The 23,181-nt window shown below is 59.2% G+C and carries 28 protein-coding genes and 2 pseudogenes; 14 read left to right on the forward strand and 16 right to left on the reverse strand.

The genetic code is table 11. The features are described from left to right. Positions 1 to 5 precede the first annotated feature (5 nt). From nosR to CCOS864_RS12410, 5 genes are all read left to right on the forward strand, one after another. A complete protein-coding gene (nosR, locus tag CCOS864_RS12390) occupies positions 6 to 1,358 on the forward strand; it encodes a response regulator c-di-GMP phosphodiesterase, NosR family (protein WP_115086582.1) in 1,353 nt (450 codons plus the stop codon). 134 nt (positions 1,359 to 1,492) lie between these two features. Then, on the forward strand, positions 1,493 to 2,404 hold the full coding sequence (locus CCOS864_RS12395) for an aldo/keto reductase (RefSeq protein ID WP_115086583.1): 912 nt from the start codon (positions 1,493 to 1,495) through the stop codon (positions 2,402 to 2,404). A gap of 4 nt (positions 2,405 to 2,408) precedes the next feature. Continuing rightward, the gene (locus CCOS864_RS12400; protein ID WP_115086584.1) at positions 2,409 to 3,680 is read left to right on the forward strand and encodes an NTP/NDP exchange transporter; all 1,272 of its coding nucleotides are present in this window, start codon (positions 2,409 to 2,411) and stop codon (positions 3,678 to 3,680) included. A gap of 91 nt (positions 3,681 to 3,771) precedes the next feature. Then, complete coding sequence (locus tag CCOS864_RS12405) at positions 3,772 to 4,221, forward strand: YMGG-like glycine zipper-containing protein (protein WP_115086585.1); 450 nt, start codon at positions 3,772 to 3,774, stop codon at positions 4,219 to 4,221. Positions 4,222 to 4,270: 49 nt separating this feature from the next. Further along, positions 4,271 to 5,224 (forward strand): Dyp-type peroxidase, encoded by a 954-nt coding sequence (locus CCOS864_RS12410; protein ID WP_115086586.1) that lies wholly within the window; start codon positions 4,271 to 4,273, stop codon positions 5,222 to 5,224. 3 nt (positions 5,225 to 5,227) lie between these two features. Here CCOS864_RS12410 and CCOS864_RS12415 read toward each other — a convergent pair whose 3' ends face one another. Next, positions 5,228 to 6,127 carry a LysR family transcriptional regulator gene (locus CCOS864_RS12415; protein ID WP_115086587.1) on the reverse strand — a complete coding sequence of 300 codons (900 nt, stop codon included), beginning with the start codon at positions 6,125 to 6,127 and terminating at the stop codon, positions 5,228 to 5,230. Positions 6,128 to 6,340: 213 nt separating this feature from the next. Here CCOS864_RS12415 and moaB point away from each other — a divergent pair, with 213 nt between their 5' ends. Then, positions 6,341 to 6,880, forward strand: a complete 540-nt coding sequence (gene moaB / locus CCOS864_RS12420; RefSeq protein ID WP_115086588.1) for a molybdenum cofactor biosynthesis protein B — start codon at positions 6,341 to 6,343, stop codon at positions 6,878 to 6,880. A 458-nt stretch (positions 6,881 to 7,338) separates the two neighbouring features. On the opposite strand, the gene CCOS864_RS12425 is transcribed toward moaB, so the two are convergent. The 3 genes from CCOS864_RS12425 to CCOS864_RS12440 all read right to left on the reverse strand — a co-directional run bounded on the left by CCOS864_RS12425 (position 7,339) and on the right by CCOS864_RS12440 (position 9,962). Beyond that, positions 7,339 to 8,540 (reverse strand): IS3 family transposase gene (locus CCOS864_RS12425; RefSeq protein ID WP_244211909.1). Its coding sequence is split into 2 segments (ribosomal slippage): positions 7,339 to 8,234 and positions 8,234 to 8,540, totalling 1,203 coding nucleotides; the frame shifts between segments, so codons are not numbered across the junction. A 427-nt stretch (positions 8,541 to 8,967) separates the two neighbouring features. Further along, the gene (locus CCOS864_RS12435; RefSeq protein WP_115086590.1) at positions 8,968 to 9,351 is read right to left on the reverse strand and encodes a hypothetical protein; all 384 of its coding nucleotides are present in this window, start codon (positions 9,349 to 9,351) and stop codon (positions 8,968 to 8,970) included. A gap of 14 nt (positions 9,352 to 9,365) precedes the next feature. Next, positions 9,366 to 9,962 carry a hypothetical protein gene (locus tag CCOS864_RS12440; RefSeq protein WP_115086591.1) on the reverse strand — a complete coding sequence of 199 codons (597 nt, stop codon included), beginning with the start codon at positions 9,960 to 9,962 and terminating at the stop codon, positions 9,366 to 9,368. A gap of 125 nt (positions 9,963 to 10,087) precedes the next feature. Here CCOS864_RS12440 and CCOS864_RS12445 point away from each other — a divergent pair, with 125 nt between their 5' ends. Both CCOS864_RS12445 and CCOS864_RS12450 read left to right on the forward strand, forming a co-directional pair. Then, a complete protein-coding gene (locus CCOS864_RS12445; RefSeq protein WP_115086592.1) occupies positions 10,088 to 10,381 on the forward strand; it encodes a hypothetical protein in 294 nt (97 codons plus the stop codon). 83 nt (positions 10,382 to 10,464) lie between these two features. Continuing rightward, entirely contained in the window at positions 10,465 to 10,689 is a 225-nt protein-coding gene (locus CCOS864_RS12450; protein WP_115086593.1) for a hypothetical protein, read from the forward strand. Here CCOS864_RS12450 and CCOS864_RS12455 read toward each other — a convergent pair. Beyond that, entirely contained in the window at positions 10,664 to 11,026 is a 363-nt protein-coding gene (locus tag CCOS864_RS12455) for a hypothetical protein (protein WP_115086594.1), read from the reverse strand. The genes CCOS864_RS12450 and CCOS864_RS12455 overlap by 26 nt on opposite strands. A gap of 356 nt (positions 11,027 to 11,382) precedes the next feature. Here CCOS864_RS12455 and CCOS864_RS12460 point away from each other — a divergent pair, with 356 nt between their 5' ends. Next, positions 11,383 to 11,607: a hypothetical protein gene (locus tag CCOS864_RS12460; RefSeq protein WP_115086595.1), complete on the forward strand. Its 225-nt coding sequence runs from the start codon at positions 11,383 to 11,385 to the stop codon at positions 11,605 to 11,607. A gap of 174 nt (positions 11,608 to 11,781) precedes the next feature. On the opposite strand, the gene CCOS864_RS12465 is transcribed toward CCOS864_RS12460, so the two are convergent. From CCOS864_RS12465 to CCOS864_RS12480, 3 genes and pseudogenes are all read right to left on the reverse strand, one after another. Beyond that, complete coding sequence (locus tag CCOS864_RS12465; RefSeq protein ID WP_115086596.1) at positions 11,782 to 12,150, reverse strand: hypothetical protein; 369 nt, start codon at positions 12,148 to 12,150, stop codon at positions 11,782 to 11,784. 250 nt (positions 12,151 to 12,400) lie between these two features. Beyond that, a complete protein-coding gene (gene ssb, locus CCOS864_RS12475) occupies positions 12,401 to 12,892 on the reverse strand; it encodes a single-stranded DNA-binding protein (RefSeq protein WP_115086597.1) in 492 nt (163 codons plus the stop codon). A gap of 13 nt (positions 12,893 to 12,905) precedes the next feature. Then, positions 12,906 to 13,211, reverse strand: a pseudogene (locus CCOS864_RS12480) (PDDEXK family nuclease); the annotation flags it as partial. 128 nt (positions 13,212 to 13,339) lie between these two features. Here CCOS864_RS12480 and CCOS864_RS12485 point away from each other — a divergent pair. Continuing rightward, positions 13,340 to 13,618, forward strand: coding sequence for a hypothetical protein (locus CCOS864_RS12485; RefSeq protein ID WP_115086598.1), 279 nt, complete (start codon positions 13,340 to 13,342; stop codon positions 13,616 to 13,618). Positions 13,619 to 13,647: 29 nt separating this feature from the next. Continuing rightward, positions 13,648 to 14,520 carry a hypothetical protein gene (locus CCOS864_RS12490; protein WP_115086599.1) on the forward strand — a complete coding sequence of 291 codons (873 nt, stop codon included), beginning with the start codon at positions 13,648 to 13,650 and terminating at the stop codon, positions 14,518 to 14,520. Between the two features lie 59 nt (positions 14,521 to 14,579). Here CCOS864_RS12490 and CCOS864_RS12495 read toward each other — a convergent pair whose 3' ends face one another. The 5 genes from CCOS864_RS12495 to CCOS864_RS12510 all read right to left on the reverse strand — a co-directional run bounded on the left by CCOS864_RS12495 (position 14,580) and on the right by CCOS864_RS12510 (position 18,873). Then, entirely contained in the window at positions 14,580 to 15,917 is a 1,338-nt protein-coding gene (locus tag CCOS864_RS12495; protein ID WP_115086600.1) for a ferredoxin reductase family protein, read from the reverse strand. A 273-nt stretch (positions 15,918 to 16,190) separates the two neighbouring features. After that, positions 16,191 to 16,808 (reverse strand): LysE family translocator, encoded by a 618-nt coding sequence (locus CCOS864_RS12500; protein WP_166675697.1) that lies wholly within the window; start codon positions 16,806 to 16,808, stop codon positions 16,191 to 16,193. Continuing rightward, the gene (locus CCOS864_RS12505) at positions 16,808 to 17,497 is read right to left on the reverse strand and encodes a class I SAM-dependent methyltransferase (protein ID WP_167458886.1); all 690 of its coding nucleotides are present in this window, start codon (positions 17,495 to 17,497) and stop codon (positions 16,808 to 16,810) included. The genes CCOS864_RS12500 and CCOS864_RS12505 overlap by 1 nt, the downstream gene beginning before the upstream one ends. A gap of 254 nt (positions 17,498 to 17,751) precedes the next feature. Then, positions 17,752 to 17,904, reverse strand: coding sequence for a hypothetical protein (locus tag CCOS864_RS28230; RefSeq protein WP_167458887.1), 153 nt, complete (start codon positions 17,902 to 17,904; stop codon positions 17,752 to 17,754). Positions 17,905 to 17,937: 33 nt separating this feature from the next. Further along, a complete protein-coding gene (locus tag CCOS864_RS12510; protein WP_115086603.1) occupies positions 17,938 to 18,873 on the reverse strand; it encodes a cyclase family protein in 936 nt (311 codons plus the stop codon). Between the two features lie 194 nt (positions 18,874 to 19,067). On the opposite strand from CCOS864_RS12510, the gene CCOS864_RS28415 reads away from it, so the two are divergent. Next, positions 19,068 to 19,370: a YdcA family protein gene (locus CCOS864_RS28415; protein ID WP_415842550.1), complete on the forward strand. Its 303-nt coding sequence runs from the start codon at positions 19,068 to 19,070 to the stop codon at positions 19,368 to 19,370. Positions 19,371 to 19,443: 73 nt separating this feature from the next. Here CCOS864_RS28415 and CCOS864_RS12520 read toward each other — a convergent pair. The 3 genes and pseudogenes from CCOS864_RS12520 to CCOS864_RS28755 all read right to left on the reverse strand — a co-directional run. Beyond that, a protein-coding gene (locus CCOS864_RS12520; protein WP_420849227.1) for an IS3 family transposase occupies positions 19,444 to 20,645 on the reverse strand; the annotation gives its coding sequence in 2 pieces (ribosomal slippage) (positions 19,444 to 20,315 and positions 20,315 to 20,645; 1,203 coding nt in all). 266 nt (positions 20,646 to 20,911) lie between these two features. Continuing rightward, positions 20,912 to 22,047 (reverse strand): IS3 family transposase gene (locus CCOS864_RS12525; protein WP_208644373.1). Its coding sequence is split into 2 segments (ribosomal slippage): positions 20,912 to 21,798 and positions 21,798 to 22,047, totalling 1,137 coding nucleotides; the frame shifts between segments, so codons are not numbered across the junction. Between the two features lie 78 nt (positions 22,048 to 22,125). Continuing rightward, positions 22,126 to 22,233 (reverse strand): annotated as a pseudogene (locus tag CCOS864_RS28755) (chromate resistance protein ChrB domain-containing protein); the annotation flags it as partial. A 211-nt stretch (positions 22,234 to 22,444) separates the two neighbouring features. Here CCOS864_RS28755 and CCOS864_RS12545 point away from each other — a divergent pair. Both CCOS864_RS12545 and CCOS864_RS12550 read left to right on the forward strand, forming a co-directional pair. Beyond that, positions 22,445 to 22,750, forward strand: a complete 306-nt coding sequence (locus CCOS864_RS12545; RefSeq protein WP_115086606.1) for an ArsR/SmtB family transcription factor — start codon at positions 22,445 to 22,447, stop codon at positions 22,748 to 22,750. Continuing rightward, positions 22,747 to 23,181, forward strand: coding sequence for a YeeE/YedE family protein (locus CCOS864_RS12550; protein ID WP_115086607.1), 435 nt, complete (start codon positions 22,747 to 22,749; stop codon positions 23,179 to 23,181). The genes CCOS864_RS12545 and CCOS864_RS12550 overlap by 4 nt, the downstream gene beginning before the upstream one ends.

Below are 23,181 nucleotides of genomic sequence, written 5' to 3' on the forward strand. Positions count from 1 at the left end.
GGACCATGGAAGAACCCGTAGCGGATAAACCCGTCGTGTTGCTGGTCGACGACGAAACCTCGATTCTCAACAGCTTGCGCCGCCTGCTGCGCAACCAGCCTTACGAGGTGTTGCTGGCTGAAAGCGGCGCCCAGGCCCTGGAAGTGCTTGAACAGCGCCCGGTCAGCCTGGTGATCAGCGATGCGCGCATGCCCAACATGGACGGCGCCACCTTGCTGGCGCACATCCATCAGCGTTTTCCCGCGACCTTGCGCATCCTGCTCACTGGCTATGCCGACATGGACACCATCGCCAAAGCCATCAACGACGGTCAGATCCATCGCTATATCAGCAAACCCTGGAATGACGAAGAATTGCTGGTAACCCTGCGCCAGGCGCTGGCCTACCAGCATTCGGAAAGCGAACGGCGACGCCTGGAACAGCTGGCCCAGACGCAGAACCAGCAACTCAAGGCGCTCAACGCCAGCCTCGAACAGCGCGTTGCGGCGCGTACCGCCGAACTGCAGCAGACCGCCGACATGCTCGACCTGGCCTACGAAGAACTCAAGCGCAGTTACGTGACCGGCACCGAAGTGTTCTCGCTGCTGGCCAACCTGCGCCTGCCTAAAGCCAAGCAGACCAACCGCCAGGTCATCGAACTGATCCGCGTGTGCTGCACCCGCCACCGTCTGGACGAAGGCCGCAGCCGCGACCTGACCATGGCGGCGGCGCTGTACAACATCGGCAAGATGAGCTGGAGCGACAGCATGCTGACGTGCCCGGCGGACCTGCTGCCGCATACCGAGCGCGATCTGTACCGGGCCTATCCGAAGCACAGCGAGTCGCTGGTAATGACCCTGGAGCCGATGAAGGAAGCGGCGCGCATCATCCTTCACCACCAGGAACGCTGGGATGGCAGCGGCTTTCCCGGCCGTCTCAAGGGTGAGGCCATTCCCCAGGATGCGCGCTGGCTGAAACTGGCGGTGGATTTCATCGAGCTGCAACGCGGCTTGATCCTTGAACGGCAAATGAACAGCGATGAAGCGCTGGTGTATATCCGCAGGTACGCCGGCAAGCTATACGACCCGGGGCTGGTGGAGGATTTCGTCAAGGTCTGCGCCGAGTTCCTCAGTGATGTGACCCTGGCCGATCCGACGGTCAAGGTGCTGAGCACCCGCGATCTGGCTGGCGGCATGGTGCTGGCGCGCAATCTCAATGCCGACAACGGCATGCTCCTGCTCAATGCCGGCAAAGTGCTGAGCGCGGCACTGGTGGACAAGCTGATCGCCTTCGAAGAGATGGAGGGCGGCAAGTACAGTGTTTTCGTCAAAGCTCCCGAGGAACTGGTATTGCCTGCCGTTGCGCAAACCACGGCTTGATACGGTGGAGTACAAATGTACTCCGTGGCGGTTTTACATGCAGTAACGAATGCCGGTGCACTGCTTTCGGCATGCTTATGCAGGTGGCACTAAGCTTTTAGCCCTTGAGCTCAGGTCTTCTCAGGAGGTGTGCCATGCCTACCCGTCGCCACTTTCTCGCGGCCAGTGCCACCCTGGCCGCAGGGCTGGCTTTCACCCGCGCGGCCTTTGCCCAGCCCCGCACGGGATTGCTGACCCGCAAGATTCCTGCAACGGGCGAGGCGCTGCCGGTAATCGGTGCCGGTACCTCCGGCAGTTTCGAGGTCGAGGCCGGTTCCGCCGAGTACCAACAGCTCAAGGAAGTGCTCAAGGTGTTCTTTAACGGCGGCGGCCGAGTGATCGACACCTCGCCCAACTACGGCGGCGCCGATGCAATGCTTGGCCAGTTGCTGGAGGAGGGTGGCTGGCGGGATAACACCTTCATCGCCACCAAGATCGCTGCTGACAGCCGCGCGGGGGCCGAAGCGCAGTGGGCCGGGTCCCTGCAAAAGCTGCGTACCGACAAGGTCGACCTGCTGCAGATCCACAACCTGCGCGACTGGCGGCACCAATTGCCCTATGCCCGCGAACTCAAGGCCCAGGGCCTGACCCGCTATGTCGGCGTAACCCACTACATTGACAGCGGCCTGGATGAGCTGGAGCAGATCCTGCGCAGTGAAGCCCTGGACTTCATCCAGATCCATTATTCGGTCAATGCTCCCAATGCCGCGCGTACGGTACTGCCTCTGGCCCAGGACAAGGGCGTGGCGGTATTGATCAACCGCGCTTTCGACGACGGCCGGCTATTTGCCAGGGTCAAGGGCCAGGCCTTGCCCGGCTGGGCGACGGAGGCGGGGATCGGCAGCTGGGCGCAGCTGTTTCTCAAGTTCGCCATCAGCCACCCGGCAGTGACCACCGTGATCCCGGCCACCAGCCGCCCGGATCGCCAACTGGATCAGCTCAAGGCCGGCAGCGGGCCGCTGCTCGGGGCCCAGCAACAACAAGAACTGATCAAGCAGTTCGGCTAAGGTCATGAAACGCCTGAGCACCCGGCTGTTGAATGTCAGGCCCGGCGAATCGCCGGCGGTGGTCGCTGGCCTGGCCTTGTTCTTTCTGTTGTTCGCCGGCTACTTCATGTTGCGCCCGGTGCGCGAGACCATGGGCGTGGCCGGTGGCGTCGAGAACCTGCAATGGCTGTTCACCGGCACCTTCATCGTCACCCTGATTGCCTTGCCGTTGTTCGGCTGGCTGGCTTCCAAGGTACAGCGCCGGCGTATCCTGCCCTGGACCTATGCGTTCATGGCCAGCAACCTGCTGCTGTTCGCCACCTTGTTTGCCGTGCAACCCGACAACCTGTGGGGCGCGCGGGCGTTCTACATCTGGTTGTCGATGTTCAACCTGCTGACCATCTCGCTGGCCTGGAGCGTGCTCGCCGACCTGTTCTCCAGCGAGCAGGCCAAGCGTCTGTTTGGTTTGCTGGCGGCGGGGGCAAGTTTCGGCGGCTTGCTCGGGCCGTTGCTCGGGACCTTGCTGGTGGGGCTGATCGGCCATGCAGGGCTGGTGGTGCTGGCCACGGTGTTCCTGCTCGGTAGCGTGGTCGCGGCCATGTACCTGCAGCACTGGCGCGACCTGTATCCGTTACCGGCGCAAACTGAGCATCCCCGTTCAAAACCGTTGGGCGGCAATCCTTTTGCGGGTGCCAGCGAGGTGTTGCGTTCGCCCTACCTGCTGGGCATCGCGGTGTTCGTGGTGTTGCTGGCCAGCGTTAGCACCTTCCTGTACTTCGAGCAGGCGCGGCTGGTGGCCGAGCACTTTACCAGCCGCACCGAACAGACCCAGGTGTTCGGCCTGATCGACAGCGCCGTGCAGGCCCTGGCGATTCTTACCCAGGTGTTCGTCACCGGGCATATTGCGCGCAAGCTCGGGGTCGGGGTGTTGCTGGTGGCGGTGCCATTGGTGATGGTGCTGGGGTTTATCTGGCTGGCCCTGACGCCGCTGTTTGCCGTGTTCGTGCTGGTCATGGTGGTGCGCCGGGTGGGTGAGTACGCGCTGGTGCGGCCGGGGCGCGAGATGCTCTACACCGTGGTGGAGCCGGAGCAGAAGTACAAGGCCAAGAATTTTACCGACACCGTGGTCTATCGCGGCGGCGATGCCGTGAGTGGCTGGCTCAAGCGTGGGCTGGATGTCATGGGCGATCATCCGCAACTGGCGATGTTGATCGGCGCGGGTATTGCCTTGGGCTGGGCGGGGACCGGATGGTGGCTGGGGCGTCAGCAGCGCCGGCGCGAGGATGGGCGCCATTGATGTGCTGGCTGAACCGGCCCCATCGCGGGTCAAGCCCGCTCCCACAAGTTGCCAGCTACACTGTTTCTACTGTCTGATTCCGGAGTCCATCATGAACAGGTTGCCATCCATTGGCCTGTGCCTGGCTTTGTCGGCTGTGTGTGCCCAGGGCTGGGCCGAAACCGTGGTGCCGATCAAGGGCCAGAGCGCCCAGCAGGTACAGACTGATATCAACGATTGCCATAACGTCGCCGCCAGTTCCACGACCAGCCAGCCCCATGTCGGTGGCCGGGTACGCGGCGCGGCCGTGGGCGCTGCCGCCGGAGCTGCAGGCGCTGAGGTGCGGGGTCGTCAGCACGATGAGGTGTACGACCGGGTCGACGACGATGTCAAACAGCAATACCGGCAGAACCGTGCCGGTGAAACCGCCGCTGCCGGTGCGGTAGTCGGCGGCGCCCGGCAGCGTCAGGAACGCCGCGAGGACCGGCGCACCAGCGAGGCAACCAGCGCCTCGGCCTACACCAGTTGCCTGCAGAACAGGGGGTACCAGGTCACGCCATAGGCGCCGTTGATCTGCTAGTCTGCTGGCTTTGATCCGTGTGCAGGCAGCCATGAACAACGATATTCCTGAACCCCAAGCGGTGTGCAGCCCGATCACCAGCAGCGCGATTTTCATGGTCGCCACCCTGGCGCCCGACCGTGACGCGCTGCACACCGTGCGCGAATGGTGCGCCGATATCGCCGGCCTGACCCGCTCGGTCGGCAAGCGCGTGCCGGCGGGCAACCTGTCGTGCGTGTGCGGTTTTGCCGCCAGTGCCTGGGACCAGCTGTTCGGCGGGCCGCGGCCAGCGGCCTTGCACCCGTTCCGTGAGTTTGGCGTAGAAGGGCGCCGCGCACCGGCCACCCCCGGCGACATCCTCCTGCACATCCGCGCCGACCAGATGGACCTGTGCTTTGAACTGGCCACCCAGCTGATGACGGCCTTGGGCGATGCGGTCAAGGTGGTGGATGAAGTGCAGGGCTTTCGCTATTTCGACATGCGCAGCATCGTCGGCTTCGTCGATGGCACCGAGAACCCGGTCGGTCGCCAGGTACCCAAGTTCACCCTGATCGGTGATGAAGACCCGGCCTTCAGTGGCGGCAGCTATGTGCTGGTGCAAAAGTACCTGCACAACATGACCGCCTGGAACGCGCTGCCGGTGGAGGCGCAGGAGCGGGTCATCGGCCGCACCAAGCTGTCGGACATCGAGCTCGGTGACGAGGTCAAGCCCAGCAACTCCCACAGCGCCCTGACCACCATCACCGGCGCGGACGGCGAAGAGCTGAAGATCCTGCGGGACAACATGCCGTTCGGCCGCCCCGGCGCGGGTGAGTTCGGTACTTACTTCATCGGCTATGCACGTTCGCCGGCACCGATCGAACTGATGCTCGAGAACATGTTCGTCGGCCGTCCGGTCGGCAACTATGACCGCCTGCTGGATTTCAGCACGGCGGTCACCGGCGGGCTGTTCTTCGTGCCCTCGGCCGAGCTGCTCGAAGACCTGGCCGAGCGGACACCAGACTAGTGCCTACGCCGGTTTCAATTCGCTGTCGAGCAGTGATTTAACCTCGGCAAAGCACTTCTCCGCGATTGCCGAACGCGGCTCGGTACGCCGCAGCAGCAAGCCGATGGGGGCATGCACGCTGGCAGCACTGATCGGCACGATGCGCAGGTGCTCGCTCAAGCCTTCCAGGCCGTAATCCAGCGGCATGATCGCGCAGCACATGCCGGCGCAGGCGGCCTGGATCAACTGGTAGCTGGAATCGCTTTCCAGCACCGCATGGGGCTGCAGGCCGCGGCTGCGAAAGCTCAGGTCGACCGACTGGCGATAATGCATGCCCTTGCTCAACAGCCCCAGGGGCACTTCGCTGACCGCTTCCCAGGGGAGTTCAGCCTGCTCGAACTGGAAATGACGCACGTCGTACAACAGGCCCATGCGCGTGGTGCCCAGTTCGATCACGTCGAAATAGGCGCTGTTGATCTGGTCCAGGTAGCAGATACCCAGGTCCAGCTGGTTGCGGCTCAGGCCATCGGTGATCTGCTCCGAGCTCAAGGATGACAGCTGGAACTGCAGCTCCGGATAGCGCTGGGCCAGGGGCTGGAGAAACTGCATGGGGTTGAAGCTCGACAGCGGCACCATGCCCAGGCGCAGGCTGCCGACGATCTGCCCGCGGCAACTGGCGGCTTCGGCCTGCAAGCCGTCATAGGCGGCAAGCAAGGTGCGGGCCCAGGCCAGGATGCGCTCGCCGGCCTCAGTGAAGCCCTCAAAACGCTGGCCACGGGTTACCAGCACCAGGTTCAGTTCGTCTTCCAGGTTGCGCAGACGCATCGACAACGTCGGCTGGGTGATATGGCACAGCGCCGCGGCCTGGCCGAAGTGGCGGGTCTGGTCCAGGGCGAGGAGAAACTTGAGTTGTTTGATATCCATGGCACAGCCTGGCAAGTCAGTGGGGGCGGGTGGGAAAACGGTAAAGCAAAGGGCCAGGCCCGTCCAATGAGCATTAGTGACCGGGTGATAGAGGCGCTTGATCAGTAGACGATAGACCCACTCGATAAGCCGGTCGGATCTATCGATTGGACGCTGTCGGTGTTTAGTTCTAGCGTTGCTCGCAACTTCCTGACTGCTGCCAAGGGGCTTTGCATGAGTATCAAACTGGACGCGGCCTTTGTGCCGCTGAATATCGCCGTGCTGACCGTCAGTGACACCCGCAGCTTTGACAACGACACCTCTGGCGAACTGCTCGCCAGCCGCGCGGTGGAGATGGGTCACCGGTTGGTTGATCGGGTGTTGCTCAAAGATGACCTGTACAAGATTCGCGCCCAGGTGGCGGGCTGGATTGCCGAAGACGACGTGCAGGTGGTGCTGATCACCGGCGGTACCGGCTTTACCGGCCGCGACAGTACCCCGGAGGCGGTGGCCTGTTTGTTCGACAAGCACATCGACGGTTTTGGCGAGCTGTTCCGCGCCTTGTCGATCCTCGACATCGGCACCTCCACCGTACAGACCCGCGCCCTGGCGGGCCTGGCCAATGGCACCCTGGTGTGCTGCCTGCCGGGCTCCACCGGCGCCTGTCGCACCGCCTGGGAAGGCATCCTCGCCGAACAACTGGATGCCCGCCATCGGCCTTGCAACTTCGTTGCCCACCTCAAGCCTGGCAAGCTGTGCGAATCGCGCCAGTGAACTAATCGCGGGGCACCGCTCCCACAGGTCTTGCGCCGACCTTGTGGGAGCCGGTCTTGCCGGCGATCGAGCGCGAAGCGGTCGTAGCTCAACCCACAGCTGATGTGCTGGTTTCAGTGGCCTCATCGCTGGCAAGCCAGCTCCCACAGGTATTGCGCCGACCTTGTGGGAGCCGGTCTTGCCGGCGATCGAGCGCGAAGCGGTCGTAACTCAACCCACAGCTGATGTGCTGGTTTCAGTGGCCCCATCGCTGGCAAGCCAGCTCCCACAGGTATTGCGCCGACCTTGTGGGAGCCGGTCTTGCCGGCGATCGAGCGCGAAGCGGTCGTAACTCAACCCACAACTGATGTGCTGGTTTCAGTGGCCCCATCGCTGGCAAGCCAGCTCCCACAGGTATTGCGCCGACCTTGTGGGAGCCGGTCTGAACTGGTCAACAGATTTTGGACACCGGTTTAGGTTCATGCCGCAACCTTGAGCTTTTTCTCCATGGCTACCGGGGTTTCATAGCCGTTGTAGCTGTGGAGACGCTTAAGGTTGTAACGCATCAGATAAGCCTGGATGTCTAACTGTGCTTGCGCTTCGGTTTCGTAACCCTCTGCTGGTATCCACTCAGACTTCAATGCACCGAAGAAGCGCTCCATGACGGCGTTATCCCAGCACTGGCCTCGGTGACTCATGCTCTGTTCCAGACCGTACTCCTCAAGAGCAGCCCTGAATTTATGGCTGGTGTACTGACAGCCCTGATCCGAGTGGAACATCACTCCAGCCGGTCTACCTCTAGATTCGGCCGCCATTCGTAGCGCCTCGCAGGCAAGCCGGGCATCGGCGATCATTGAGAAAGCCCAGCCCACCACTCGGCGAGCATACAAGTCGATCACAGCCGCCAAGTACAGCCAACGCTTGCCTACCTGGATGTAGGTGACATCGCCGCACCACACCTGGTTGACCGTCGAGACGTTGAAGTTTCGCTTGAGCTGGTTACTCGCGATCAATGCTTCTGTGCCCGATGATCGGTAACGATGCGGCCTGCGTTGCTTGCATTGCAGACCGGCTTCCTTCATCAGCATACGTACCTTGTATCGCCCGGCTTTATGGCCAGCACGACGCAATTCCCGAACCAGCGTTCGCGACCCAGCAGAGCTACGAGAGGCCTTGAAAAGGCTGGCCATCGTTGAACGCAGATCCTCTCTGACCGGATCCTTTCGTCCCTGGCGTTTTCGCCATGCGTAGAAACTGCTGCGCCGAACTCCAAGGACGCGACAGCAGTCGAAAACACCAAATTGCTCACTCAGTTCGTTGATCAACGAGAACGATCCTTGGAGTCCCGAAGCAGGAGAGCACTGGCCTTTTTTAGGATTTCGATATCCCGGTCCTTTTGCCGGACTAGCGCTTCCAGCTCCTGGATTCGCTGCTGCTCTGGAGTGATGGCCTTGGCGCCGACTGGTGTTTGACCTTCTCGTTCCTGGCGCAGTTGCTCGACCCAGCGACGAAGCGCGGTCCGCCCTAGGCCAAGGCTCTCGCAGACATCAGGGACTGACTCACCATCGTCCAGCACCATCTCGGCAGCTTTGATTTTGAATTCGTTCGAGTAAGATTTTCGCACTGATTTTGCCTCCAATTGGGCGCCATAATAGCGCCCGACGAAGGTGTCCAAAATCATTAGGCCAGTTCAGTCTCACTCCTATACGCCTGGCTTGTATTTAATGATGACGAGTACGAGAAAAGTGACCCGCACCTGTTGACTCTGCTGGGCGAGATCGAATCGGCTGCATCGACGATCACAACTGATGATCTTTATCAGGTGTTGGGCCTGCCTAGTCATGCAGCGAAGCGGCTTGCTCGAGCCCTTGGCTTGATACATATCTTTTCCGGGCAGACGAAATACAGGCTAAGTCAGCCTAGATGGACTCAAAGCGAAGTGATGGTAAAGCGGGAGACTTACAAGCAGTGGGCCGGCTCGGTGTCTGATATTCGCGATCATCTTCAAATTGCGACTCGCCAGATTGAGTCCGCCGCAGACACTGGTGCGCCTCGGCCTTCATCGGAGGAAATATACGGAACGGGTGACTAGCATCCAGAGCCCCGTGTTAGGCCCGGCGGACCTTGAACCCGAACATGCACTCTATGTCGTGGTACTCGCACCGCTCGTATGCCTTGTACTTGGCCTGGGAAGGCGTGCTGGCAAAAACATCGACGATTGTGCGATTGGTGATGCCCCACCAACCCCAGCCGTTGACCAGCACCTGGTAGCGTTTGAGTGGAAGCTTGTCGGCCATCTCGCCGTATTGCATCTCCCAAGTCGGGTGGTAGCTGCGGATGCGCTTCTTCGGGTCGCTGTCGAGAATGACGCCGATGTAGTGGCCGCGGTCCGCCATGATGATGCCGGGCTCGCCGTTGGCGATCACACGTCGACCGACCTCGGCTGGCACGTCATAGGTGCGGCGAACGTAGTCGCAGTTGTAGTTGCTCATGGATCGCTCCTTGATCAGGCTGTGACGCGCTCGCCGATGACGGCAGTGCTATAGGTGACCTCGTAGTTCAGGGTCACCTCGAAGCGGCCTCCGCATACGTCGCAGGTCATTTCCTGGTCTTTGTGGTCTTCCGATTCCAAGTGAATGGCCGTCGCGCAGTGCGGGCATTTGCACTCGTCCTGATATTCGAAGTCCGAGTCGCCGAACTCCGCTTCGGCAAACTTGGCCAGGGCCTCCGCCTTGGTTGCAGCGTCGATGCGATCCTGGCAAGGCTTGCAGGTGAAGCCTTCGGAATGTCCCCAGGGAGTCTCGGTGAGCTTCGAGCGATGGATTCCGCAGTGGTGACAGGCGTTGTGCTTGTCGCAGACGATGTAGCTCCACTTTCCCGTTGTGCCGTTGCACTTGTTGCAGCCCGAAATCCAGTACCAGGCGCCGTCGATGCGCTCGGCGTACAGGCCTTTTTCCGGCGGCTCAAGCTTCACTTCCGGCAAGCCGTTGCGGTGCGGCCGGTCGTGATTCTTCCCGTTCCAGATGTTGGTGTGGCCGGAGCGGGTGCGCTCTGTCCATTCGCCAGGGATCTCGGCGATTAGGATCTTGGTGTGCTTGTCCATGGCTTTCTCCATGCATGCGCCGCCCTCCGTGGCCGGATGCGGCATAGTGGCAAAATGGCATGATCAGCCTGTTCCGCTGCTCAGAGATGTCCTAAACTTGAGCTCTCAATGCAGGAGGACGAGTTATGAGCAGGACTTATGACCACGAAACTGGTGAAGCAGTTGGTGAAGGTTTCTTGGAAAAAAATGCTGGAAAAATTGCAGCTGCCACTGGTGCTGCGGTGGCCGTCCCCGTCGTATTGAAGAGTGCGGACACAGTCAAGGTGGTGACAAAGGTTCTTAGCTTCATCGGCAAGAATCCGAAGGTAGCACTAGGCATCGCCGCCATAGCAGGAACTTGCTACGCAGTCCATCGCCTTACAGAACCTGGTACGAAGTTCAAAAAAACGAAAGAAGGCTTTGAGTACGAGCGTTCGTAGTAGCCAGTTGTGACCGATGGCAATTTGGTTTGGGATGGGGTATTACGGGTGACCGGCATGGGGCCGGGTCAAAAGGAATTGAAATGACAACTGATCGTGAAATTGCTTTGGAGCAGGCACTTGTCGCAGTAATTGGAGCTGCGAAATTCGACGGCCTGGACGAGAGGAACATCGTCGAGCGCGCCACTGCGCTGCTATTGGGCAACAACAGTCTGCGATATGTTGAGCATCCGCATGTCGGTAACGCGATCCGTGAAATCAGCAACGCCCACGCCGAGGCGCTCACCCGGCTGCCAACAAGGGCGTAATAACTTCGTCGCCAGGGTCACGTTTTAGCTCAGCCCTAGTGGCTTCCTCGAACTGTCGCGCTAGCTTTGGCAATAGCTCAAACGCTGGCGCGTCAGGCCGTTTCAGTCGGCGAGCTTGCTCTTCACGGTCGCACGCCAGGAGCGATAGATGTAGGTCCTGCAGCAGCTCCTGCAACTGACTGAAACCGTAGACCTGCATCGCTTCGGACATGCCCAGCTTGGTGCGTGTAGCGGTAACCCGCGTCATCTTCTCGATGCCCAGCCGTTCCGCCTCCTTCTTCTCCCTGTCGCGGTAGTCCGCTGAGTGCTTGGCTGCCCCTGTCTTCTTCTCGGCCATTGCGATACCTCGCCGGGCGATGCCCGGATGTAATGAGTGGCGAAGGATCAACTACAGTTGAATTGTCATTCGCAAGGAGGAACGAGAGGTGACTTGTTTGATTTGCAGCGGTGCTGCGGAAACGTACGACTCTGGAGGGGACTGGCATGAGCGAAACTGTGCTCGCTGCGGCCGCTACAGGGTTTCAAGAACATTGGTTGACACAATGGCGGGGCGGAAACAGTTGTTTGACGTCGCTCGCACTAGGGCATGGATCGCGACTAACAAGGTCACAACACCTTCGCCGCTTATATCGAGTTTTGAGGCGGGTCAGCACCAACTGATTTTCTCGCATGGCGACATCATGAGGGGGTTGCATGACTGATGATCGTGAAAGTGCATTGGAGCTTGCGCTCGGAATGCTGCTGACTACAGCAACGCTGCAGGGCTTAGACCTAAAGGTTTTTGTGGACCATACTGCAGCTCTTATCTCGAAAGCTTCCCAGCATTTCGAAAGGGGCGAACTGGGAGCAATGGCAACTGCCGAACTCCACAAGGCGTATGCGGACTTGTTGGCAGCCCAGCAACGAAGTGAATCCTGAAGCGAACTCTATAGGTACATCGGCCAGAAGTCAGAAACTGAGCTCATGCTGCCTTCTGCTGGCTCAAGGCACCGACTGCTGCGAAGACCGGCGCAGTCTGTGCGTCTTCGAGCGGGGTGTCAGTGGGGACGGCAATCTATCCTGACGCCACACGGCGATTTGGTTTGGATGGGCTCAGGCGCTCTGCATGTGCTCAATCACGTAAACGCCCTTGTCGTCCGGGTCGTCGCCAAGCATCAGGTCCGGCGCGCGCAGCTCTCGACCGAGGCGGAACTGGTCAAGTCTTCGCGCCACAAAATCCGATATGACGATTTCGTGGCGCGGCGCACTGAGGAAGTGGCGGGCCGCTTCAGGCCCTAGTTCATGGATTCGGTGGATCAGCAGGGTCATGGCCTCACCGTTTTCCTCAACCTCGGCCCACTGCATGATCTCTGTCAGGGCCTGGCGGGTGCCTCGTCCGGCTTTCATCCGCAGGTCTTCGATACCGGCCTTGGCCTCCTTCTTCTTGCGCTTCTCGTCGCGCTCCTGCGGCGTCATCGCCATACATCACCTCCTTCAATCCGCTAGGCGGCAAGTGAACCTGTACCCGGCGCTGGTGGCGCTGCAGGGCCATTCGTTTGAGTTTCATGGGATAGCTCCATATCAGTGTCATGCCAGCCCGCAAGCCACCACCCGCCGTCTACGGTCATGTTTCCGTAGGGCTGGGAGAGGCGGCACTTTCCGTCTTGGCGGCAGGCCCGGCCCTGGTAATAGGCCGTGGGGTAGATGAGGCGGAGCCGTCGGGCCTTCATGGCTACGCCCCGGCCAGGTGATGCAGCGGGGCGAAGGGGATGTCGTCGTCGAAGCTGTCGTAGTCCGGGCCCGGGGCGCCTTGCTGGTTCTGCTGCTGGGCCTGCGGGCGGCTCTGCTGGCGCTGAGGTTGAGGCCGAGACTGTTGCTGCTGGCTTCCTTGCTGCGCCTGTTGTGGTGGGCTGCCGGCGAACTTGATGATGATCACGCGGCCGGTGAGCTTCACGCCCTGGGAGTGGTCGGCCTTGGTGTAGGTCTCGACGTGGGCGTCGTCGATGGTGAAGTGCAGCTGCTGGCCCTTGAGCAAGTATGGCGCCATGGCTTCGGCCTGTTTGCCCCAGAGCGTGGCGTCGACCCACTGAGTGGGGCGATTACCACCTTGGCCTTTGCGGCCATATTCGCAGGCCAGAGCCAGGTTGCAGACGGCATTCCCTTCAGGCGTGTAGCGCAGTTCAGCGTCGCGGCCCAGGCGGCCGATATCGGTAAGAGTAGGCATCGTGATTCCTTGGTTATGCGGCCAGGCCGAGCACCTTGTTCATGCGCTCGTCGAGGATTTCGTAGAAAGTCTTCACCCGTTCGGTGAGCTTGCGGATCATGGCTTCGTCGCGATACACGCGTTTGACGAAGAGCGGCATTCCGGGCCAGTAGCTGATGAAGTCCAGCCACTCGCGCTCGGATACCCAGAGGCCGCCCTGGCACTGGGCGACGTGCTCCTTTGGAACATCGCCTGCCAAGATCACGCCGACCTGAAACTTGGGCAGCTTGGTCTTGATCTCGGTGAGGCCGTCGTCGCCTACCAGGGCGTCAGGCGAGTATACGTCGCTACTACCTCACGCTATGGACCGGATTTTTCCTAGCTGTCATTTCCTTCACCGCTGCGTTCATCCGCCTGGGAGAGACCTATTTCGCAGGTGACCCTAATCGGCCGATATACATCGTTATTATGCTCATTCTAGGCTCATTCACCCTCGGCATCGGCCAGTTCGTCGTAATCCGTGGCTATTCGGCCGGGAACCGTGCAGTGGTTGGGCTGTTGCTCATTTGCCTTATTGCCGGCGTGCTGACCTATCCCTTTTCTCACGATTCACTCCTGGCAGTGGTTTCAGTGATCGCCCCCTTGTTGTCGTTGCTGGCGTATAACAGCCGCCGTTATCGGGAGATGAGCAAAACCCTGTCGGATATCCGGCGCAATCACTTCAAGCCTGTGTCTGGCAAACGATAAAATCGAACCCCAACAACAAAGGTTCACGGATGAATCACCAAGAACAAATCAACGCCTGTCTACGCCGCAATTTCCCGCTCCTGACCTTGAGCTGGTTGCTGGCAGTTGCCTCCCTCATGAGCCTGATGCTGGTGATTAACGGCACACACTCACCGAGCTCCATGAGTTCATCCGACATCCTGCGCAACGTGAAAAACGGTGTGGTTATCCCGACCATGCTGCACCTCTTGCTGGTGTGGGGGAGCACCCGGTTGATCTGGTGGCTGGCGGCACTGCTGGTGTGTTGCTTGCTGGTCACTTTGGGGTTGTATACCCAGCGTCCACCTGGGCTGATTTATTACCTGGCGCTTTTCTGTCCCCTGGCTGGCCTGCTGGTGCTCAACAGCCAGGGTTATCGACGGATATATGCAAGGCTCGTCGAGATCAGCAAGGCGCCCCGCGCCAAGCGCTTGCCGGGTGAACCTGTGGATGTGCTGCGGTATCCGGGGATGGCGGCGTTTTTAAGGCGTTTCATGGGCCGATCTTTCGCCGCATTTTTCTTGACCATGGCCTCCATTGCGCTGGCAACGGTACAGGTGGAGTACGCCTATTTTGCCCAGCATCTCGAGAACATGGGGTATGTGGTGATTGTGATTCTGGTCGGGGCGGCTGTGTGTGGCGTAGGCGCCGGTCTGATCGCCAACGGTTTTGCCTGGGGAGTGTGGTGTCTCGTCGCGGTTGCGGTGACGAGTCTGCTCATGGCCATCGCAAGTGTTGCAGCCGGAATCCACCCGTTGTTTACCGCGACGTCGATTGCGCTGCCGTTGGTGGCGCTGGTTTTGCTGAACAGTCATCACCATCGGCAGTTTTGTAAGCGCTTTGCGGTGGTGCGGCGGTTGCGGTTGCGTAAGGCTGGTAGGTGATTTGATGGCCTCATCGCGGGGCAAGCCCGCTCCTACCGGGGCGGTGTGCGATTGGTGGCCTAGCGCATCTGGAACAGTTCCTGATGGAAGTCTTTCGGCTTCAGACCATGGGCCACCAGGTCGTCACGCAGGGCCTGGCCAAAGTCCGCAGGCCCGCAGTACCAGAAACTCGCCTGTTGCCAGTCGGCAACTTCCTGGCGCAGGCGTTCGCCATTGAGCCGGCCATCCTGGCCCGACACCAACACATGCAAACGCACGCCCGCAGCCGTTGCGTCGGCGCGCAGGTTGTCGATGGCGTCGGCTGCATACACGCCGCACGGATGGAACAGGTCGATACTGTGTTGCCGGTCCGGCTCCAGCGCCAGTTGCTTCAGCCGGGCCATGAAGGGCGTGATGCCAATGCCGGCACCGATCCAGACCTGCCGCGGCTTTTGGTCTTCGAAGGTGAAGCAGCCGTACGGGCCTTCCACCGTCACCCGGTCGCCTTCTTTCAGGCGCGTTGGCAGCCGGCGGGTGTGATCGCCCAGGCCTTTGGTGATAAAGCGCAGTTGCGCCGCTTGCGGGTCCCAGGCTGAGGCGATGGTGTAAGGGTGCGGCCCCTCCGACTCGGATGAGGTCACGAAGGCGAACTGGCCGGCCTGGTGCCCGGGCCAGCCCGCTTGCAGGGCGATATGGGTTTCCAGCAGGTTCGCCTCTGGGTAGCGGATCAGGGTCTGGATGTGGCCCTGGACCTTGCGCTGCTTGCCGATGCGCTTGAACAACGCCTGCAATGCCGCCAGCGTGCCGCCGATCAGCAGCAGGGCGGTGACGATGCCGATAGGTTGCAGCCAGTAGTCGAACTTGAGCAGCACCACGGTGTGGAACACCAGCACCAGATAGAGTGCCGCCAGCACAGTGTGGGTCTTGGCAAACCAGTGGTACGGGAAGCGCTTGATCAGGGCCAGGATGATCAGCACGCCGATGGCGTAGAACGCCCATTCCCCCAGGGTTTCGGCCAGGCCGCGCTGGCTGCGCAGCGCCTGCTCGATCGCGCCGAGTTCCGGCGCCGCACCGCCGCCCTTGGCCGGCTTGACCAGCCAGCCCCAGCCGACCGCCCACTTGGTGCCCTTGGCCCAGACCCAGTGCACGCTGGCGAACAGCAGGGCGCTGATGCCGAGCCACTTGTGCAGCCGGTACATCTTGTCGAGCCCGCCCAGCAGCGGCTCCGGGCGGCGCGGGCGCACGGCCAGCATCATCGCCACGCTCATGGCGGCGATGGCGATGACGCCGGTGTATTGCACCAGTACCGAACGTAGCGAGAAATAAGTCAGTGGGGTGGGCACAAAGGTATCTGCCAGTGCCCATAGCAGGGTTAACCCGATGAACAACGTCCACAACACTATCTTGATGCGCTTCAACTCTACTCTCCACCGTAAAGGGTGGAGACATTGTCGACATTAAGTGGGCAATTGCGGACATCTCTTAACTGGTTAACTAGTTAAATATTGATATGGATCAATCGCTTAGCGAATAAAGTTGAATATTTCGCTGGACTTTGCTGTGAACGTTACTCATTACGCCTTTAGGGATACGCCGATCAAGTCAGCACAGGCCATCTGACCTGTGCTGCATGACCCCGACACCGCCAAAAAGCGATCATTGGCAAGGTTCGACCCATTTCCGAGAGAACGTCATTTCAACGACTGCACGCCCATATACACCGCCAAGGAGATGAACGTCACGCCGACCACCACGTTAAACGTATAACTGTAACGTACCAATATGTCCTTCAGGTACTTCATGAAATACGCATAAACGAGATGAACCAGCAAGGTGATCAGCAACAGTAGCGCCAACAGCAACAGCATTTGCGAGAGCGCACTTTTTGTCGGATCGATGAACACCGGGAAGAACGACGTGAAGAACAACAGCGTTTTCGGGCTGGCAAAGGTTACAACCGCTCCGTGCCTGAAATTTCGCCAGTTACCACTGTCGTCATGCTGGGCAATGATTTCAACACCCTGCCGGGCATAGCGGATGGAGGAAACGCCCAGATAAGCAATGTACAAGGCCCCCACCAGTTGCAGGGTAACGAACAACAGCGGAGACGAAATCAACACAGCGGCAACACCGGAAAGCGCCAGTCCCGCCATGGCCAGCATGCCAACCTGAATACCGAGGATGACCGGAAGGGTTCTACGCCACCCGAGGAAGGCGCTGTAGGTAATCACGCTGATTGTCCCAGGGCCTGGGGTGGCTGCCGCCACTGCACAGGTCAGGAAGTAGGTCAGAAGTGTTGACGCAAGCATCATTCGTAACCTGGCAGCGCAGAGCTGGTCATCATCGTCATCGGCCAATCCAGGCTCAAGCCGTCATCGGTATCCCGCACGCCAAGATAGTGCTTGGCCGCAGCGACCGAGTCAGCCTCGGAGAAGGAAGCTTTATTGGCCAACAGCAGCCCCAGAAAACGCCCCAGGTGCTGTTCGTTTTCAAAGCTCCACTTCAAGTCGATGTCATGAAACTCGGGTTCACGCCAGCCGGTATTTGCACACAGGCTGGTCGCGAAGTCTTTGCTCAGGTAAGAGACTTCATGGCCCGTCACGCAAGACCTCGCGACGAACCCATCGAAGAATCTGGCGGTACGGTTATGGCTGAAGATGTCGAAAATGGCCATCCTCGAGTTTCCGTGAACCAAACGCCTCCAGCGAGAGAATGTTTCGGTCTTGTCACGCACGTGATGAAACGCACCCCGTGACCAGATCTTGTCGATGGCAGGAGCACCTTCCCCCAGAGCAATCTCTTCCGCGCCCTGCGCCAGAATGATCATGTTGGCCGATTGTTGTTCCAGCACAGATTGAAGTTGCTCAATGGAGGGGTCTGTTACATACAACAGCCCTTGCTCGCCAATCCCACGCGAGATGGGGAAGCTAAAGAATCCAGAGCCTGCTCCCACCTCCAGAATATTGTCACCAGGTTCCGGATCGAGATACGCATACATGGCATCCAGATCCTCATCCCACACACGCCCTATCGACCCAACGGCCGCTCTATAATTATCGGAGCGTGACTTTGCAAACTCGTACCTTGCACCATCTGACTCAATGTACATAAGTGTTCCTTCACTTGTATTGAGCAACATCGGGGATATATCGCCGGCTTACCCTGGTAAATGCCTCCATTTCTAGCGCTTGACAGAAACACGCGCTAGGCCATTAGGGGGCGCTAGAGAAAACGGAAATAAACGTCCTGAATTCATAGAATAAGTGCAACGCAGCGTTTTGCAAGGTCATTTCCGCGATCCTGAATCGGCAGGAAGCGCTGTACGAACTCACCTTGATGCACCAGTTTGTCCAACTGACGCTCAGCGCCCGAAAGCGAGTTGGCCTGAATCAGCAAACCGCTCACTGCCGTTTGCTGAGCAACTGCTTCGGCGTTTCCTTAGCGGATCGCCACCGGGTTGATATTCACCTGGGTCGAGCCTTTGTACAGCGGTTGGCCCAGCACAAACAGAAACTCCCAGGCCTTGTCGCGCACCAGCGCGCGGGTGTCGATCAGTTCGAGGTTGTAGATGCCGCGTTTGGCCAGCATGAACTGGTTGACCGGGAACTCTTCGCCCGACGGGTTCGGGTACACCTCCGAAGCCCAGGTATCACCGCCAAAGGCGACGATGCCCTGGTCGGCCAGCCACTGCGCGGAGGGCATGTCGATGCCGGGTTCGGTGGCGAGGAACTGCTGGTGGTCCTTGCCGATCAGCTCTAGCCAGCCGGTGTTGAACAGCACCACATCGCCCTTGCGCAGGGTGATGTTCTGTTGCTTCAGCACCGCTTTGACGTCTTCCACGGTGAATACCGTGCCGCCCGGGACGATGGCTTTGCCGTAGTGGGCGGTCATGTCCAGTACCACGCCGCGGGTGACCATGGGTGGGACTTTTTCGATGCCAAGCTTAGTGACGCCTTCGACGGTGACGAAGTCGGCGGACTTGTGGCCGTTGTAGTAGACGTTGTCGATACCGATATGGCCGATGCCGTTGAGCTGGGTGCCGACACCGGTCCAGCCGTTGACCAGTTCGTCGTTGAAGGTGAATTTGTTTTTGCCCAGGGTCTGCCCGGCTTGTTCACCCGGCTGGACGTTGTAGAGGTGGAAGCTACGGTGGCGGAAGGCCGGGAGGTCTTTGCTGACCGGTACGCCGAGAGCGTAGGTCTTGCCGGTGGTGACCAGGCCGATGGCGTTTTTGACCACTTCAGGGGTGAGCAGGTTGGCGGCGCCGATTTCGTCGTTGGCGCCGTAGGCGGAAGGGTACCAGTCGGCGGCCAGGGTGGTTTGGCTGGTGATGGCCAGGGCGGTGGCGAGGAGCAGGGGCTTGAGAGGCTTCATGAGTCGGTCCTGTGCAATTGAGGGGGCCGATTCTGTGCAAGGTGGGGCCGGGGAAACAGCCGGGTTGGGGACAATCAGTTTTGCGCTGGGGGCACGGATGGGTGAGTTTTGCTGTGCTATGGCAAGGCTGATAGCATTGGGCCATATTCTAGGGAGGGAATGCTGTGGCGCGTTGTTTTTCCGGGCGGGTAGGGTTGGCCCTGGTACTGGTGTTGGTGGCGTCCACGGCGTTGGCGGCCAACACGCCTTGCTCCGGGCGCAAGGGTGGGATTGCCGGGTGTGATGGCGATCTGTTTTTGTGTAATGACGGGTCGATCAGTGCGTCGAAACGTAGTTGCACGGCGTACATGGGCGGCAGTGCTGCACGGCCTGCGTTGCAGCCGTTGCGCGGGGCGAGTGAGGGTTGTGGTTGTGGGACCGGGAACTTCTGCACTGGGCCGCGGGGTGGGGTGTATTGCCTGACGCCCAGTGGCAAGAAGAGTTATCGGCGGCGGTGAGAGGGTGCATTGGCTGCTGGCCTCATCGCTGGCAAGCTGAACTGGTCAACAGATTTTGGACACCGGTTTAGGTTCATGCCGCAACCTTGAGCTTTTTCTCCATGGCTACCGGGGTTTCATAGCCGTTGTAGCTGTGGAGACGCTTAAGGTTGTAACGCATCAGATAAGCCTGGATGTCTAACTGTGCTTGCGCTTCGGTTTCGTAACCTTCTGCTGGCATCCACTCAGACTTCAATGCACCGAAGAAGCGCTCCATGACGGCGTTATCCCAGCACTGGCCTCGGTGACTCATGCTCTGTTCCAGACCGTACTCCTCAAGAGCAGCCCTGAATTTATGGCTGGTGTACTGACAGCCCTGATCCGAGTGGAACATCACTCCAGCCGGTCTACCTCTAGATTCGGCCGCCATTCGTAGCGCCTCGCAGGCAAGCCGGGCATCGGCGATCATTGAGAAAGCCCAGCCCACCACTCGGCGAGCATACAAGTCGATCACAGCCGCCAAGTACAGCCAACGCTTGCCTACCTGGATGTAGGTGACATCGCCGCACCACACCTGGTTGACCGTCGAGACGTTGAAGTTTCGCTTGAGCTGGTTACTCGCGATCAATGCTTCTGTGCCCGATGATCGGTAACGATGCGGCCTGCGTTGCTTGCATTGCAGACCGGCTTCCTTCATCAGCATACGTACCTTGTATCGCCCGGCTTTATGGCCAGCACGACGCAATTCCCGAACCAGCGTTCGCGACCCAGCAGAGCTACGAGAGGCCTTGAAAAGGCTGGCCATCGTTGAACGCAGATCCTCTCTGACCGGATCCTTTCGTCCCTGGCGTTTTCGCCATGCGTAGAAACTGCTGCGCCGAACTCCAAGGACGCGACAGCAGTCGAAAACACCAAATTGCTCACTCAGTTCGTTGATCAACGAGAACGATCCTTGGAGTCCCGAAGCAGGAGAGCACTGGCCTTTTTTAGGATTTCGATATCCCGGTCCTTTTGCCGGACTAGCGCTTCCAGCGCCTGGATTCGCTGCTGCTCTGGAGTGATGGCCTTGGCGCCGACTGGTGTTTGACCTTCTCGTTCCTGGCGCAGTTGCTCGACCCAGCGACGAAGCGCGGTCCGCCCTAGGCCAAGGCTCTCGCAGACATCAGGGACTGACTCACCATCGTCCAGCACCATCTCGGCAGCTTTGATTTTGAATTCGTTCGAGTAAGATTTTCGCACTGATTTTGCCTCCAATTGGGCGCCATAATAGCGCCCGACGAAGGTGTCCAAAATCATTAGGCCAGTTCAAACCTGCTCCCAGCGGGTCTGATGGGTCTTGACAAACGTCTTGGGTGCGTTGGGGACTGTCCGTAGATAAGCCATTTTTAACGTAACTGCAGTGCATCTAGGGTGCCAAGGACTGAATTCCGGGGTACTAAAAAATGCCCTCAGGGCTCCTGATTTGCTATTAAGCCATCCATCGGTCTGAATCCCCCCGGGTTTCGTAGACACCTCTTTGCCTTAAACTGGACTACCCCCATTCCAATAGACATTTTCCGGCCTCATAACGAGGCGCTTTCAAAGGCCTCAGGACTGACGCCGCCCAAGTGACTATGACGGCGAGTACGGTTGTAAAACACTTCGATGTAATCGAACACATCGGCCCTGGCCAAGTCACGGGTTTTGTAGATGCGCTTACGGATCCGTTCTTTCTTCAAACTGCTGAAAAACGATTCGGCCACGGCATTATCCCAGCAGTTGCCACGCCGACTCATGCTCTGCTCAAGGTTATTGGCCAAGCAAAAGCGCTTCCAGTCATCACAGCCGTACTGGCTGCCCTGATCGGAATGCACCAGTACGCGCTCCTTGGGCCGACGGCGCCAGAGCGCCATCAATAACGCGTCCAGCGCGAGTTCACGGGCTAATGTCGGCTTCATCGACCAGCCCACGACCTTGCGCGCATAGAGATCCACCACCACGGCCAAATACAGCCAACCCTGCCATGTGCGGATGTAGGTGATGTCGGTCACCCAAGCCTTGTTGGGGGCATCAACTGTGAATGCTCGGTTGAGATGATTGGGTGCAATGATCGACGGCCGCCCGGCAATTGGGCGCGGCGCCTTATAGCCCCTCAACGCCTTGATCCGGTTGGCACGCATCAACCGCGCAACGCGGTGTTTGCCGCAACTCTCGCCGGCTTCCCGCAAGTCGCCATAGACGCGTAGAGCACCGTAAACCCCTCGGCTAGCCGCATAGGAATCGCGGATCAGTTTCAGCAAGCGGTCGTTATCCTGGTCGCGCTCAGAAACGGGCTTGTGTAGCCATTGGTAGAACCCGGCACGAGCGATCCGCAATACCCTGCACATCGTGGTAATTGCATACTGATGACGATGCTCGTTCATGAAGCGGTACTTCACTCGGGCTCTCTGGCAAAGTACCGCGCGGCTTATTTTAAGATATCCCGCTCTTCTTCAAGGCGGCGCATTTGGGCCCGTAGCCGCAGGATTTCACTCTTGGCTTCGAGCAGTTCGCTGGCCTGCTTTTCTGATTTATCAGGGGTGACGGCGCTCACCCATTTATAGAGGCTGTGAGTCGAGACGCCGAGGCGTGCGGCAATCTCCGCGACTGAATAGCCGCGTTCAACCACCTGCCTGACGGCTTCCGCCTTGAATTCCGGGGTGTATCGCTGGGTACTCATAGACTTCCTCCTATGCTCAAAGCATAGGCCGGGGATGTCTACCTTTCCGGGGGCAGTCCAAAAGAGCTTGCAAGGTGTCTAGAAAGCCCGGGGCGATTCAGTTGTCAGTTGATCGTCATCGCCGATGCACTCTCTCAAGCCGGCGAGGACACGCTCGATACCCGGTGCCTCGGAAGGTTGGTTTCCTCGGCATTCGTGCTGTTGGCTGCGCTAATTTCTATTGGCCTTCCAAGGCATGGGCAGGCCCTTTGAGACCTTCGGCACCAACGTCGCCGGGGCATATCGTCGGAACCTGATCGGTCGTGGTACTTGCAGGTTTTGTATTATATTATATTATTTTATATAATATATTTAGATGTATCATGTGAGCGAGATTACAGTCATAGAAGGACTGGCGATGGATGTTCAGCAGTTACGCGGCAACACCGAAGCAGCAGCTCAGTTGCTTAAAACCCTGGGAAATCCAGAGCGACTGCTGTTGCTATGCCAGTTGTCTGAAGGTGAGCGCAGTGTAAGTGAGCTGGAGTCCCTGCTTGGCATTCAGCAGCCCACCTTGTCTCAGCAATTAGGGGTTTTGAGGCGCGAAGATCTGGTGGCGACAAGGCGTGAAGGTAAGCAGATTTTCTATCGCATCGATAGTCCAGCTGCCCTGGCGGTGATTAAAACCTTGTATCAATGGTTCTGTGCGAAGGAGCCGAAATGACTATCGACTGGGTCAATTTCACACCTTGGTCGGCCTTGCTCGGCGGTGCGTTGATCGGGCTTGCCGTGAGCCTGTTTGCACTTGTGAATGGCCGTATTGCCGGTATTAGCGGGCTGCTGGGCAGTTTGCTGCAAAAGAAGGGCGAGGGCAGAGGCGAGAAAGCACTGTTTCTCCTGGGGGTGTTGGTCGCCCCCCTAGTGTGGTGGTTATTTGCGGGTCGGCCGGTCGTACAGTTTCAGACAGACTGGGTAGGGTTGCTTGTGGCCGGTTTGCTGGTTGGCCTGGGAACACGTTACGCGGCAGGTTGCACCAGTGGGCATGGTGTCTGTGGACTGGCGCGTCTGTCGCCTCGTTCACTTGTCGCAACACTGTGCTTTATGTGCGCGGGATTTGCAGTTGTATTCGTTAGCCGTCACCTGGCAGGAGTATGA

Origin of the sequence: Pseudomonas wadenswilerensis (genome assembly GCF_900497695.1) — a bacterium.
GTDB classification, from domain to species: Bacteria; Pseudomonadota; Gammaproteobacteria; order Pseudomonadales; family Pseudomonadaceae; genus Aquipseudomonas; species Aquipseudomonas wadenswilerensis.